Genomic DNA, 14,441 nt, shown 5'->3' with positions numbered 1-14,441 from the left:
TACCCACTCGGCAGACAGGAACTACGCGCGTTGGGAAACTGGGCTCGTTGCGAGGACTGGAATGCCCTGCTCGGCCCAGATGATCTTTCCAGTGGTGGTGTATCGGGTGCCCCAGCGCCGGGCGAACTGCGCAATGAGGAACAGCCCGCGGCCGCCCTCGTCGGTGGTGCGGGCGTGCCGCAGGCGGGGTGAGGTGCTGCTGCCGTCGGAGACCTCGCAGATCAGCACATTCTGCCTGATCAGCCGCAGGTGGACGGGCTCGCTGCCGTGGCGGATGGCGTTGGTGACCAATTCGCTGACGATCAGTTCCGTGGTCAACTGCAGCTCTTCCAGGTCCCAGTCGGTGAGTTGGCGGGAGGCGAGGTCGCGGGCTTCGGCGACGATGGCCGGGTCCGAGGTCAGTGGCCAGGTGGCGACCTGGTCCGCGTCCAGGCCGTGGGTGCGGGCCAGGAGCAGGGCGGCGTCGTCGGAGGGTGGACCAGTTGGCAGGGAGCCGACCACGTTCTCGCAGACGGCCTCCAGATGCGCGGCGGGGCGGGAGAGGGCTTCGGTGAGCCTGGTCAGCCCGACGTCAACGTCCGCATGGACCCCGAGGAGGCCGTCGGTGTAGAGGGCGAGCAGAGCGCCGTCGGGTAGCTCCAGCTCAGCGGCCTCGAAGGGCAAAAACCCCAGGCCCAGCGGAGGTCCGGCTGGCAGGTCGGGGAAGGTGACCGTGCCGTCGGTCCCGACGAGCGCGGGCGGGGGGTGACCGGCGCGGGCCAGCGTGCACCGTCGGGTGACCGGATCGTAGGCCGCGTACAGGCAGGTGGTCCCCAGGGCCGAGGCGGCGATGTCCGGCGGTCTGTCCGCGGTTGCCTCGTGGCCTTCCTCCTGCTCCACCAGGCTGATGACGAGATCGTCCAGGTGGGCCAGCAGCTCATCGGGGGGCAGGTCCAGATCGGCCAGCGTGCGCACGGCCGTGCGCAGGCGGCCCATGGTGACGGCGGCGTGCATCCCGTGCCCGACCACGTCTCCCACGACCAGAGCGACCCGGGCGCCGGAGAGAGGGATCACGTCGAACCAGTCACCGCCCACCGCGTGCGGGGCGTGGGCCGGCAGGTAGCGCGAGGCCACCTCCAGAACGGTCCCATCGGCCAGGCTGTGCGGAAGCAGGCTGTGCTGCAGCACCAGGGCCGCCCGGTGCTCCCGGGTGAAGCGGCGGGCGTTGTCCAGGGACACTCCGGCCTGGGCCAGGAGTTCCTCGGCCAGGCTCGCGTCGCCCCGGTCGAACGCATCCGGGCACTCGGACCGCGCGAAGGTCGCCACGCCCAGGCAGACCCCCCGCGCGCGCACCGGCGCGACCAGAAACGAGTGGATCCCGGATGCGCGGAGCTCGGCCGCCCGCGCCGGGTCCTCGGCGAGCCAGGCGCTGGCGGAGGGGTCCGCGAGTGATTCCACCACGGCCAAGCCGTCGCCCAGGCAGCGTTCCTTGGGCGCGGTAGGCAGGAGGCGGAGCAGGTCGCCGACCTCCCCGATCGTCTCGGGCCCCCTCCTGTGGACCGACTGCTGCCCGGCGCGGCGCAGGGCGTCACTGCTGCCGGCCGGCCCGGGAGGAGGTTCCTCACCGCGCAGGACGGGCTCCAGCAGATCGACGGCGACAACATCGGCGAAGCGCGGCACCGCGACATCGGCGAGTTCCTGCGCGGTCCGTTCGACGTCGAGTGTGCTGCCGACGCGCTCGCTGGCTTCGGCCAGCAGAGCCAGGCGTTCCCGGGCCCGCCATTGCTCGGTGACGTCCAGGGCCATGAACCACACGCCCAGCACCCGGCCGGCCGAGTCCTGGAGCGGGAGGATGTTTTCCCACCACGCGCGCCGCCGGGTCGGGTCCGTCGGATTGGGCATGAGGCTTTCGCGGTTGAGCAACGCAACCCCGGTCTCCAGCACCCGCCGATACTGCGCCTCGGTTCGTTTGGATTCCTCGCTCGGTATCATCTCCGTCAGTCGCCGGCCCAGCCGTCGTTCGCGGGGCCACTCACCACCGTACGTCAGCATGTCGTTGACCCAGACGTGGCGCAGGTCCGTATCCAGTACCGCCACGGCGATCGGCGAGTGCGCGAGTAGCGCCTCGAGCATCTTCTGGTCCAGCCCCGGGCCCGGCGTCTGCCGCTCATTCCAGGCCAGCACTGCCCACCGGCCGCTCCCGGCCGGATCAACCAAGGGAAAGACCCGCACCCTCAGCGTCAGAGTCCGTCCGTCGCGGTGCCGCACGGGAACGACGCCGTCCCAGCCGTCCTGCGCGCGGCACTGCTCTGCTACGGAGGCGGCGGCCGCCCGTTCCTCGGGCCGGTCCAACAACGCCGCGGCGGGCCGGTTCAAGATTTCGTCATCCCGGTAGCCGACCAGGCCTTCCGCTGCGACGGTCCAGCTGGTGACCACTCCCTGTCCGTCCAGGACCGCGAGGGCCATCTGCGCCACGTTGAACATTCGCCCAGACCCGCCGGGCATGGGCTCCTTCGGGACCGTCATCGCCGCCTTGCCTCCATCATCTCGGGGGTCTCCGGGGCATCCGGCTGCGGCTCCTGACCACACCCGCCGGTTCTTCCTCCGCCTCCATCATGTGCCAAGTCCCTGGTCAGCGCCCAGTTCAGAGCTGCCGCGAATCGTATGTCGTTGTGTGCCGGTGTCAGCCGGTATGCGTCTGGCCCGGGTCCGAGATAGGCTTTGGTCGTAGATTGCCGCCGCGGAGTGGGCGTTGCGGCGGAAGAGGTCGACGAGTCCACAGTCGCGTCTATCTTTGTCCTGGTGGAAGTTCTCTGCGATGCCTTGGTGGGGCCGGTGGGTCCAGCAGTTCGCGTCGGCACGTCTGCACCCACCGTTCCATGAGCGCGTTCATCCGCGGCATCCGGACCCCGCTGAGTACGACCTCGAACCCCGCCTCCTTCAGGATCTCCCACACCGTGGAGGCGGCGACCTGCACGCCCACAACCAGCAGCTCGCCGTGGACGCGCCGGTAGCCCCAGCCGGGATTCTCCCGCGCCAGACGCAGCACGAGAACGCGGATCGAGCGCACCATACGCGGCCGACCCGCACGCTTGGCCGGGAACGGGCTGCGTGGCGGCGCGAGACCAGGTCACGGTGCCAGCGACAGCACAGTGTCCGGGCGCACCAGCAGCCGTGCCCGGCGCAGTACACCGCGCGGGAGTCGGTTCAGCAGCGCGGCCAGCTCTCAGGGGTAGCCCTACGGCGCTCTACGGCTGTTCAGGGCTTTGCTGCAGGGCCATGGCGCCGTGCTGGGGGTCAAGGGGTCGCAGGTTCAAATCCTGTCGTCCCGACCAGCGTTTTCGCAGGTCGTAGGCCGTTTCCGCGGGTAGCGGGAACGGCCTTTGCCGTTCCCGGGGTGGGAGCGACGGGGAGCCCGCTGGGAGCCCTTGCGCTCCCACCTCGCAGACGTGTCAACCGTGCCCGTTTCGTCCGTCACCCGATCCGGTAGACGTAGCCGGCCGTACCGCGCCACTGCACGCCGCCGTCAACCCTTCGCCCCTACGGTCACCCACCCGCGTCGGTCCGATCCGGCCGGCGACCGGCCAAAGAACCCCTTGTCCGCTCACCGGCCTCTTCCTGACTGGGAGCACCGGCGCCGCTCCCCATACGACGGGGACCACTGTGCTCCTCGCCGAGGCCCCGTTTGCGGTATCTGTGCAGGCCAAGAGCGGGCCATGGTGCCGGGCTGGCGACGACATCCCGGGCCGGGGACGGCCAATGCCCCTTGGCGTTTTGGCCGCAGACGGGGCACTCCCACAACCGCCACGCCGCGCAGGGCAGTTCAGCGCGCTACCAAGCTCCACCGTTCCGGCCTTCCAGAGCTGGTTTGGGTGCGCTGCGCGGTGAACCTCCTGGCGTCGTGGGGCTGCGGCCGCTGATGGTGACAGCGGCCGTCTCGCTCTGTACCCGGCGTACAGACCGACTCGTACGCTGACGCTGCCCCGAACTGGCTTATATCCGGGTCAGGCTCATCTTTCGTTGGCTTCGACCAGCCGTTCCCCGGCGTGGGCGGCCGGCTGTTGATCCAGGTGATTGTGCGGCTGAACCGGTAGACGTCGACGCTTGGCCGCAGGTTCGAGTCCCCGGCAGGAGCCGCAAAACATGGGAAGCAGGATCGGCGCTGACGGGGGGCGAGACGCTGATGGTGACGGCGGCCGTCTCACTCTGAACCCGGCGCACAGGCCGACTCGTCCACCTTCATGGCCCTGACCCTGAGGAGATCCGGGTCAGGGCCATTACTTACTCGCGGCGGTGCCTGATCGGTGAGCAGGAGAAAACATCCCCGCGGGTGCAGGGCCGACAGGTGCGGGGGAGGGGTCGGGGGCCCACTCCGGGGAACATGACCCTCGCTGTCGCCACTGTCCAGTCCGAGGTCGGTCACCGGGAACATCCCCGCGGGCGGAGGGCCGACCGCACGTGCCCCTCGAAAAGGCGTGAAGCGGAAGGGAACGTCCTCGCGGGTGCGGGGCCGACGGCAACAGCCACGGCGACATCCGCTACCGCCGCGGAACATCCCCGCGGGTGCGGGGCCGACGCGGCCCCGGCGGAATGGGATTTGCTGACGGTGGGAACATCCCCGCGGGTGCGGGGCCGACGCTTATTGACCTGGGGTTATGTCTCCGCAGAGGCGTGTTTTCCTTTAGTTGGGTTCAAGGGCGGGTGGCGTCGGCCGGTGCTAACCGGACTGGTGCGTGGGATCATCGCCGGTTACGTGCGGAGAGGATGAGGCCGTCGTAGTCGACGGGGCGCCAGCGGTCGCGGCCTGCGGTGCGGACCGCCCAGCCCTGTTCGTTGGCTGACGGTTCGACGAGGACGGCTTGGCCGTCGCCGATGCGGCTGGCCAGGAGTTCCCACAGGCGGTCGCGGACACGGCGGCTGGGGTTGCCGACGAATACGCCGGCATTGACTTCGACCATCCACCGGGTGAGATGGCTGCGTAGTCCTTCGGGGGCTGCAATGAGAACGATGACGGTCATCTGAGTTTATCCGCGGATGGGGACTGATCGAGTTCGGGGCCGATGACCGCGATGTGCTGTTCACCCATGTGAGCCGGTAGGGGAGAGGCACGGCCAGGTTCGCCGTTTGCTTCCATGGGTGTCCGGGACCTTGCGGAGCGGTCGGCCCAGTTGACGCCGGCGGCTACCGTGCCGAGGTGTTCGTCCCAGAGTTCGCTGGTCTCCGGAGTGTCGAATTCGGTGCCGTCGGGGGACATGAGCGCTTTGACATCGCGCACGATGCGGCCCAGGAGCTTCGTCTCGGCGATTTTGTCCCGGAGGCCGATGCGTGCGTCGCGTTCTTCGGTGAGGCCTTGGGCAGCGAGATCGAAGGCCATCGGAATGGTGTACTCCGCCTTGTAGAGGTCGGCGATGTCCAGGACGAAGGAGATGGCGGCGCCGGTGTGGACGAAGCCGAGTCCTGGGCTGGCGCCGAGCCCGACGACGACGGCGTGGCAGATGCCGTAGAGAGCGGAGTTGGCGGCGGAGAGCAGTCGGTTGAGGTCGTCACCGGCGGCGAAGGGATCTCCGGCCTTGTAGACGCGGCCGTCGCAGGGAATGCCAGTGCGGGCGGCGTGCTGCCTATAGAGCTTGCGGAAGCGGGTCCCTTCGCGGCCGCGGAGCTGCTACATGGTGGCGCTGGAGACGTCTTCGCCGGGGAAGCGCATGCCGTACATGGCGCGTGCGACGTTGAGGCGCTCCTTGGGGCGGGTGACCAGCCAAGCCTGGCGGTGGAGGAGGCCGGCACTGCGGTTGGGCCCCAGTCCTGCGGCATACATGCGGACGCCCTGTTCGCCGACCCAGCACACGGCAGTGCCGGAGTCGGCGAGGAGGCGGACGGCGCCGTGGGTCACGCGGGTGCCGGGTCCCAGCAGCATGACGGCGATCATGGCGGCCGGGACGCGGACGGTTTCGCGTTTGTTGATGATGACGACGGCGTTCTCGTCGCGGGGCCCTGCCCGTGCGAGTGCAACAGCGGAGACTTCTGCGGCGGCTGCGGCCACGCAGGCTGCGGGGGACGCCGATGATCCCGAACACCCAGCCTCACCAAGGCGGTACCCCGGAACCGGACCTGACGGAAGACGGTGTCGAACCAGAGAGGGACGGGCTGTACGCCGACGTGGCCGACCCGGCCACCGGGGCCATCCGCCTGTGCGCCTGGATGTGTAATACCTGCATCTTCCGCCCCGGCAACCCGATGCATCTCGAACCGGGCCGGGTCACCCGCATGGTTACCGAAGCCCGAGCGCGCGAGGGACACATCCCCTGCCACGCCACCCTCGGGACAACCGAGCCCGCGATCTGCCGCGGCTACGCCGACGGCCCCGACCAGGACCGCAGCCTCGCCCTCCGTCTGGCCCGGACCTTGGGCACCTGGAAGAGATCAATCCACCCTGACTACGTCGCAGCAGGTGAACAGGGACCTGTTATGACGGCAGTTGCTCGCCGCGCCCGAGCCTTCTTCGGTGTGTCAAAAGGGCTGTGACGGGGGATATGGTCTCTGCTCCCCGAGGCCATGCAGGAGTGCAGGGCTTCGTTGAGGTAGTCCTGCACCGGCTCGAAGAGCCCGTACGGCACGTACTGCGGGATTTCGCCATGGGCGACCCAGGAAAGTTCGGCGAGCTCCTCGATGTCCGCGACGTAAGCGGTACCGCCCACCACCTCGCAAGCGGTGTACGACATCAGCCGTCCCGTCTTCGGGTGGATGCGCTCGCCGAGCAGCTTCACAGCCGCCGCGGTCAGCCCTGTCTCCTCCTGGGTCTCTCGCACGGCGGCGTCCTCGCGGGCCTCGCCGGGCTCGATCTCTCCAGCCGGGAACTGCCAGGAAAGCTGTCCCTCGCTGACCCGGCGGCGCACCATCAGTACACGCCCCTCGTTCACGACGATGGCAGCAGCGATGCCCGGTCGTTCGTCAGTGTTCCTATGCGTCACGTTTACTCCTCCAGGACGGCCAGGACGGCCAGGACGGCCAGGACGGCCAGGACGGCCAGGACGGATGGGATGGATGGGGCGACCGTATCGAGGGATGGAGCGGATCACCGCTTTTCTGGGGACCCACATCACGTCGCTGTTCGTGGCCTCGACGCCGAGGTGCCCACGGGAATACTTGCAGAACAGGCCCCGTGACGGGATGGGCCCGTTCCCGAGGCGCTGCCGACCGTGCGGTGGGCGCCCATCTCGTCCAAGGTGTCTCCTGCACGGTGGTGGTCTCCGCTCTACCTCCCGGCTTGATGACCCCAGCAGGGAACTGCCACGTGTTTCCAGCAGCGGAGTCGCCCCGCCGGCACACCAGGAGGCCATTGCCGTTGCGGACGACAACTGTCCGGTGCCAAGGGTGTCGTCAGCAGGACCACGGCCATCGGCGACGCCCGGCCAGAAAACCGCGACCGATTCTGGGAGTTGGCCGCAGGCCGGGCTCCGGACGCTGGCGGACACCTGGACCTGGATGGTGCGCTGATCCTCGCGCACTCCGACAAGCAGCACGCCGCCCCAACCTGGAACAAGACCTACGGCCGCCGCCTCATGGGTTTCGTCGACAGCGGCCCGGGCGGAATGGCGAACCCGTCGCGGTCCTGCTTGCGGCCGAGGAACGCCGACTCGTGAACCGTCGCCGACCACTTCACCACCGCCCGCCTGGCCCTCGCCCAGCTACCCAAGAAATGCTGGCAAGTGCGCTGGACGCTCATCTGCGGCGCTCCCACGAGTTCGTCGCCGGTCCACCTGAGACGACACTCAGGCCCCCCGACATACCCACCACCAGCCACCGAAAGCAGACGGTCCGCCGACAGAGTCGGCGGACCGTCGAGGAAAAATCGAGGCCAGCGCATCGCTCGTTGACTACAGGATGTATTCGACGAGGATCATGCCTACTATCCAGGAGATGATGAGGCCGGGAAGGAGAGTTCCTAACCACTCCCTTGTCTTCACGGCCGCTGTCGCATACCCCGCCAGGAGAGCCACCATGATTGCTGCGGAAACAGGGTGTGTCCACGGCTCGTATAGCGCTTCCCAGCCGTCATCCTGGACGGTTCGTGTCCATCCGTAGGCTACAGCCACCACTCCAGCGACAACCAAAGAGACGAGAACCCATTGCTTCGTTCCTGGCTTGGTCACTGGTACTCCCTAAGTCTTTACTTGCACCGGTATGGCTTCGCGTGCTTGCCGTATTCGGACACGGTGCCGTAGCTCTTCACCTTGATGCATTTGCCCTTCCCCGACGCTATCGCCGCCTTCGCGGCGATCACAGCCGCATATGAGGCGAGAGCCTTCGCGATGGGGCTGGGCAGCCAGATGCCGAGCAGTGCAGACACCGTGGCAGCGCCACCTGAAAGTTTAACGGTTTCCTTCTTGTTGAAGTAGACCGTTCCGGAGATAATACCCCAGTTCCACTTGGGGTCTGCCACTATCGGGTAGGCGCTGGACGGACTGGTCTCCACCGTCTGGACAACAGTGTCGCCCTCGACGCGGTAGGAGGTCGGTACGGCATTGCCGTTGGCGTCCTTGGCCCACGGTGCCGTGAACTCGCCCAACTCGTAAGCACCCTCAGGAGCTTCGACGAGCACGTCTACAGTGCCGTCCTCGTCCTCAGCGAGTACTGCCCCTGCCGGCATGCCGATGTCGAAGTGCTGCTCGTTTGGGGCGGAGTCGTCCTTGAGTACCACCAGCGCCCGGGCGCTCCCGTCGGACGTCGGCTGAAGGGCAAAATCCGTCGATGTGCGGGCCTCCTGGTAGATGGTCGTTCCGTTGTCCCCCTTCTGGGCCGGCGCTGAAGCTGCGTTGCCAAGGGTCAGGGAGATTCTCTCGCCCTCGTCGCTTCTGTATTGCAGTGCCTCGTTGGCCCGCGACGGCTGGGTCACGGAGAGAGGGTTTTTCTCGATGTCGTTCGTGCCCGTTGCCGACTCCACGATCTGCGCAGAACGTGCCGCGTCCGGCTTCTCTCCGCCCGTGGCAGTGGCTGTTCCTGCCGTAGTCCCCAGAACGGCCGTGGCAAGGAGAAATGTCAAGGCTGTAGTTGTCTTACGGCCGACCTTCAATGCGTCACACCCATAGGTTGTTTCGGCTAGCACGGTTATCCCCCGTGACGACCCATCCAAGGCGTACAGAGTCCCTTCCGCAACACGCTTCTCGGGGGAATACGGCACTCCTCAGAGGAATCGGATATTCCGATGGCCCATTTCAAGCGGCGACGAACTGCTCATTCTTGGGCAATTTCGACACGGTGGGAGTCGGTTCAGGACGCCGAACGAAAAGTTCCCGCTATGCGACGGCCGTCGCCGCTTGCAGAAACGCTGGGCTGGCAAGCTGAGTAAGCGCGCCGCGGGGCGCGATTCCCGAGGCGACGCGTGGGGCTGAAAAGAACGAGAGTGACCGATAGATTCAGCCGATCTGGTACTCCAGTGCTTTTTCGTGACCTGGTCGGCAGGTTCGTCCGCGGACTACGGTCGGTAGTGGCTGCGTCGCCTGTTGCCTGGCGGCGTCCGCGCCGGAGGGGGACCAGTGCGGCGGTCCGGCCGGGGCCCAGCACGGTGACCTACACCCCGGCGGCGAGCGGTCCGCTGACGGCCACCTCCACCGAGGACGCCAAGAAATTCAAGACCACCACCACGGTGGACATCGGCACCGGCTCGGCGGTGAAGGTCACCGACCCCAACGGAAAGATCACCGAGTCCGAAACCGACAGCCTCGGCCGGCTCACCAAGGTATGGCTGCCCAACCGCTCCAAGGCGTTGGGCAAAACACCGAACCGCACCTACCAGTACAAGGTCACCAACTCGGCGTTGCCGTATGTGGCCACGAGCACGCTCAAGGGCGACGGCTCCGGCTACAACACGTCGTACGAGATCTATGACTCGCTGCTGCGTCCGCGGCAGACCCAGTCGCCCACGCCGGCCGGCGGCCGGCTGATCGCCCAGACCCTGTACGACTCGCGCGGCCTCGCGGTCACGCAGCAGGCCGACATCTGGGACGAGACAGCCACTCCCTCCGGTACCCCCGTGGAGATCGACGGCGGTCAGGCGCCGAAGCAAGTCGACACCGAATTCGACGGTGCGGGCAGACCCGTCAAGGAGATCACCAAGACTCACGGCACAGTCCGCTGGTCCACGCAGACCACCTACAGCGGAGACACGGTGGCCACCACCGCGCCGAGCGGCGGACAGGCCACGGCCGTGGTGACCGACGCGCTGGGCCGGACGGTCGAGCGGCGCGAGTACGGCGGCACGAAGCCAGCGGGAACGGGCTTCACCAGCACGCGGTACACGTACACACCGGCCGGTCAGCAGAAGACCATCACCGGGCCGGACGAGGCCAAGTGGTCCTACGAGTACGACCTGTTCGGCCGCCTCGGCAAGGCCACCGATCCGGACGCCGGTGCCACCGAGAGCGCATACGACTCCCTCGACCGCCTGACCAGCTCCACCAATGCCGAAGGCAGAAAGCTGCTCACTGGGTACGACGTCCTCGGCCGCCGTACCGGCATGTGGAAGACGGACAAGACCGATGCCAACAAGCTGGCCGCCTGGACCTTCGACAGCCTGGCCAAGGGGCAACAGGACACAGCCACGCGCTATGACGGCGGCCTGACCGGCAAGGCGTACACGGCGAAGGTCACCAAGTACTCGGCGCAGTACGAGGTGATGAGCAGCCAGCTGCTGCTCCCGGCGGACGACGAGCTGGTGAAGGCAGGCGTCCCGCAGACGCTCTCGTTCTCGACCGGCTACCGCCTCGACGGCACTGTCTCCCAGGCCTCGCAGCCGGCGGTCGGCGGACTGCCGGCCGAGACGGTTTCGTACACCTACAACGCGACCGGCCAGCAGCTCACCTCGAAGGGAACGAGCGGCTATCTGCAAGGGGCGGCCTTCTCGCCGCAGGGTGACCTGCGTCAGCTCACCCTCGGCCTGGACGGCGCGAGCTCCGCGAAGAAGGCCTACCTCAACTACGACTACGAGGCCGGCACCCGCCGCCTGGTGCGCTCCTACGTCACCGACGACGTGCACGGCTACATGCCGCAGGAGCTGAAGTTCACACAGGACGACGCCGGAAACGTCACGTCGATCTTCGACGGCACCACACAGGGCGGCACGGCCAAGCCCGACTACCAGTGCTTCTCCTACGACGGTTACAGCCGTCTGACCGAGGCCTGGACACCGAAGACCGCGGACTGCGCGGCTTCCGGCCGCAGTCAGTCCAACATCGACGGCGCCGCTCCGTACTGGACCTCGTACACCTACAACGAGGCCGGCCAGCGCAAGACCGAGACCGAGCACAAGGCCTCGGGCGACACCACGACCGACTACACGTACGGCAATACGCCGACGAACCAGCCCCACCCACTGACCAAGACCACCACCGGAAGCACGAACCAGACCTACGCGTACGACAAGACCGGCAACACCACCCAGCGCCCCGGCCCGGAGGGGCAGCAGACCCTCGATTGGAACGCCGAAGGCAAGCTGGCCCGGACGACCGACGGCACCGCTGAGACCAGCTATCTCTACGACGCTGACGGTGAGTTGCTGATCCGGCGGGCGAAGGGCGACGGCGAAACCGTCCTCTACCTGGGCGCCACCGAGGTACGCCTGACGGTCAAGGGGACGGCCAAGACCCTGTCGGGTACGCGCTATTACTCCGCCAACGGGCAGAGCATCGCCTGCCGTACGGCAGTGAGCGGGACGTCGGGGAGCAAGCTGAGCTTCCTCGCCGCCGACCACCACGGCACCTCCGGCGTCGCACTCGACGCCACCAGCTATGCGGTCACCAAGCGCTTCACTTCTCCTTTCGGCGAGAGCCGCGGAGCCGCGGTGACCTCGTGGCCCGACGACAAGGGATTCCTCGGCAAGCCGACCGACAAGAACACCGGACTGACCCACGTGGGCGCTCGTGAATACGACCCCGGCATCGGGCAGTTCCTCAGCGTCGACCCGGTGCTCAGCCTGGACGCCCATCAGTCCATGAACGGATACGCCTACGCGGACAACTCACCCATCACCTTCAGCGACCCCACAGGGCTCAAGAAGAGCGGTGGCCTGGGCGGCCTGTTCGCCGGCATCGGCGCCATCATCGGCAGTGTCGTCGGCGCAATAATCGCCACGGTCGGCCTCATCCTCACCATCGGCATCCTGGGAGGCGGAGGCGGAGGCGGAGGCGGAGGCGGCCGAGGTGGAGGAGGCGGTGGCGGAGGCGGTGGCGGAGGCGGCCGCAGCGGCACCGCCCAGGTCAGCAGCACCGGAACCACCACGTGCCACTACGCGATGGGCATGAACCGGTGCACCACGACCCGCGCGCCAGCCATGACCGACAGCTCGGTAAACACCGGCAATAGCTGCAACGGTTCGGGCTCCGGCTATCCGGTCTGCCCGGGCATGATGGGCGAGCAGGGGAACCCCGAGCTGATCAAGGAGCTCCTGCTCATCGGTTGCGGCTGGCTCCCCATCCTCGGAGCCGGCTGTGACGGCTATGACGCTAAGCGGTCCGCCGACGAAGGCGACACGTTCGGCGCCTCAGTTGGTTTGGCCGGGATGATCCCCTTCTGGGGTGACCTCGTCAAGCTTCCCAAGCAGCTGGAGCGCCTCGGCGATCTGGCCAACACCGCGAAGAGGGCCCGGAGTCTGGACATCTCCTTCGGCGAGAAGCAGCTGAAGAAGAAGTACAACAAGCACGCCAAGGACTTCGGAATCGACGGAGGAGGCTACTCGCCCGCCCGTGCCAAGCAGTGGCAGGAGGCCATGAACAACCACGTCGACGCCACCGGAACAATGAAGATCAGAGGAACTTATCGGGGCGATGACGTCGTGCACTACTACGATCCGACCAAGAGGCTGAATGTGATGACCGACCGCAATGGGCAGTTCATCAGCGGGTGGAAGCTCAACAGGAAACAGGCGGAGAACGTTCTCGAACGAGGAAGTCTGTGATGCCGGGACCATTGGACCCCTTTGTAGAGATCGCCCGGCGAGCCGTCGCCGGGCAGCTCACACTCGAAGGGTTCGAGGCGGAGTTCTTGGCGCTCTTCAAAGAGGCCGATGGGCTCTCGGATGACGAGTTCGGCATCCTGAACCAACTCTTCTACGTGGTCGAGGACTACGTCCCGGATGCGGCCGACCGGGATCCGGGCGACGCGACAGCTGAGCAACTACTGGACGCGGTCCGGGAGTTTCTGCGTCACGTCGAGGGCAGCCGGCCGTGAAGGAGTGGGCAGACCACGAGTACTGCCTCTACGTCAATGGCGGCGAGGGCTCGGATCTCTGGAGTCTGCTCGCGGACTGGTCCGACAGTGAGGACGAGCGGGAGTGGGTGAAGCACGTCCCGCGCTTCACCCGTCTCATCGCCTGCTGGAGCCGGCTCGGGTTCATCAAGGTGTTCCGGTCCGACGAGTGGCCGGCGCACCACACCGGCGAGGAGGTCACCGGGCAGGATCTGGAGGATCTGCTCGCCGATCCCCGGAGCTGGGCATACGCCGAGGAGCCGACCCGCTGGATCTGCGTGGCCTCCGGCGACCGGGGCATTCAGGAGCTGGAGGAAGGGATGTGCGAGCAGGAGCGGTGAGCGTCGCATCCTGACACCGTGGGCGCCGGCCGGCCTCTGTCGGCCGGGGCCCGCGTAGGTCCGGCAACCTCAGCCGCCGGCCACCCGGACCGGCGGCCCCCGCAGCTCGGGAGCATGAAGAATGATCAAGGTGGAAACACTGGGGCGGATCGCCTCGGGCGAGGGACTGGGGAAATCGAGTGACCTGCTCAACACGGGCATCGCCGCGCTCCAAGGCGATACCCGGGCGGCCTGGGCCAGCCTCGCGGGGTGGGGGGTCGGCACACTCGCGGGTCTGGGGTGCGGAGCCATGATGACCAGCGCAGGAGTTACTGCTCCTGCTGCTCCTGCCGTGTGCGCGGGGGTCGGCTTCTACGCAGGTGAGGTAACGACCGCGGCTCTGACATAGACCGAATACAATGAGAGGGCTGAGGGGATGGTTCAGCCAGTCCCCTCAGCCCTCTGGAGAGGGGTGGAGGATGAAGAGGTTCTCTGGTGAGAAAAACAGGTTCTTGAGGATGTGGCTCGTTGCCTCTGTTCTGTTCGCGTTGTTCCTCGTTTTCCTAATGATCTTCCAGGGCATGTATGGCGCGTGGGTGGGATTGGCTATCCTCGCTATATTCTGGATCATGGCATTCTACGTGACCAGCTCCCCAAAAAGTCGCTGAAGGCAGATGAGTGCGGTCGCGGTAAGGTTCATTCCCCAGGGAAGTCCTTATCGCGGGAGATCCAGTGCCGGGAATCGATTGGGTCGTTGAACACGTGCGGCAGTCAAGCGCTACGTATCCTTGGCAACTGTATTCACTGTTCTCGGAATCTTGCTCCCCGGGTTCCTGCGCTCGCCGTTCTTGCGTTGCTGGCTGCCGCGTTCCTGTTCGCGGTGCAGTACTGGAAGGGCTGATA

At 66.9% G+C, this 14,441-nt stretch carries 8 protein-coding genes and 5 pseudogenes; 4 read left to right on the top strand and 9 right to left on the bottom strand.

The features are described from left to right. Positions 1-21: 21 nt before the first annotated feature. The 6 genes and pseudogenes from LIX60_RS04070 to LIX60_RS31890 all read right to left on the bottom strand — a co-directional run bounded on the left by LIX60_RS04070 (position 22) and on the right by LIX60_RS31890 (position 7,305). Positions 22-2,445, bottom strand: coding sequence for a SpoIIE family protein phosphatase (locus LIX60_RS04070; protein ID WP_374117790.1), 2,424 nt, complete (start codon positions 2,443-2,445; stop codon positions 22-24). Positions 2,446-2,767: 322 nt separating this feature from the next. After that, positions 2,768-3,202 (bottom strand): annotated as a pseudogene (locus LIX60_RS04065) (hypothetical protein). A gap of 1,516 nt (positions 3,203-4,718) precedes the next feature. After that, positions 4,719-4,997 carry a type I-E CRISPR-associated endoribonuclease Cas2e gene (cas2e, locus tag LIX60_RS04060; RefSeq protein WP_227957234.1) on the bottom strand — a complete coding sequence of 93 codons (279 nt, stop codon included), beginning with the start codon at positions 4,995-4,997 and terminating at the stop codon, positions 4,719-4,721. Next, positions 4,994-6,019 (bottom strand): annotated as a pseudogene (gene cas1e, locus LIX60_RS04055) (type I-E CRISPR-associated endonuclease Cas1e). Before cas1e ends, cas2e begins: the two are co-directional and overlap by 4 nt. Positions 6,020-6,542: 523 nt before the next feature. Next, a pseudogene (locus LIX60_RS04050) lies at positions 6,543-6,947 on the bottom strand (NUDIX hydrolase); the annotation flags it as partial. Next, positions 6,937-7,305: a hypothetical protein gene (locus LIX60_RS31890; RefSeq protein ID WP_374117789.1), complete on the bottom strand. Its 369-nt coding sequence runs from the start codon at positions 7,303-7,305 to the stop codon at positions 6,937-6,939. The pseudogene LIX60_RS04050 and the gene LIX60_RS31890, both read right to left, overlap by 11 nt. 65 nt (positions 7,306-7,370) lie before the next feature. Here LIX60_RS31890 and LIX60_RS04045 point away from each other — a divergent pair. Then, positions 7,371-7,703, top strand: a pseudogene (locus LIX60_RS04045) (IS1380 family transposase); the annotation flags it as partial. Positions 7,704-7,853: 150 nt separating this feature from the next. Here the strand turns inward: LIX60_RS04045 and LIX60_RS04040 are convergent. Together LIX60_RS04040 and LIX60_RS04035 are read right to left on the bottom strand one after the other, a co-directional pair. Next, complete coding sequence (locus LIX60_RS04040; RefSeq protein ID WP_227957233.1) at positions 7,854-8,129, bottom strand: hypothetical protein; 276 nt, start codon at positions 8,127-8,129, stop codon at positions 7,854-7,856. A 17-nt stretch (positions 8,130-8,146) separates the two neighbouring features. After that, positions 8,147-9,082, bottom strand: coding sequence for a hypothetical protein (locus LIX60_RS04035; RefSeq protein ID WP_227957232.1), 936 nt, complete (start codon positions 9,080-9,082; stop codon positions 8,147-8,149). A 453-nt stretch (positions 9,083-9,535) separates the two neighbouring features. On the opposite strand from LIX60_RS04035, the pseudogene LIX60_RS04030 reads away from it, so the two are divergent. The 3 genes and pseudogenes from LIX60_RS04030 to LIX60_RS04015 all read left to right on the top strand — a co-directional run. Then, positions 9,536-12,928: pseudogene (locus LIX60_RS04030) on the top strand (colicin D domain-containing protein); the annotation flags it as partial. Then, on the top strand, positions 12,928-13,200 hold the full coding sequence (locus tag LIX60_RS04020; RefSeq protein WP_227957231.1) for a colicin immunity domain-containing protein: 273 nt from the start codon (positions 12,928-12,930) through the stop codon (positions 13,198-13,200). The pseudogene LIX60_RS04030 and the gene LIX60_RS04020, both read left to right, overlap by 1 nt. Continuing rightward, positions 13,197-13,559: a hypothetical protein gene (locus LIX60_RS04015; protein WP_227957230.1), complete on the top strand. Its 363-nt coding sequence runs from the start codon at positions 13,197-13,199 to the stop codon at positions 13,557-13,559. Before LIX60_RS04020 ends, LIX60_RS04015 begins: the two co-directional genes overlap by 4 nt. Positions 13,560-13,992: 433 nt before the next feature. On the opposite strand, the gene LIX60_RS04010 is transcribed toward LIX60_RS04015, so the two are convergent. After that, complete coding sequence (locus LIX60_RS04010; RefSeq protein WP_227957229.1) at positions 13,993-14,169, bottom strand: hypothetical protein; 177 nt, start codon at positions 14,167-14,169, stop codon at positions 13,993-13,995. Positions 14,170-14,441: the final 272 nt, after the last annotated feature.

The organism is Streptomyces sp. S07_1.15 (assembly GCF_020739505.1).
Lineage (GTDB): Bacteria > Actinomycetota > Actinomycetes > Streptomycetales > Streptomycetaceae > Streptomyces > Streptomyces xinghaiensis.
The sequence above is the reverse complement of the archived record's forward strand: the minus strand, read 5'-3'. Positions and strand labels throughout refer to the sequence as shown.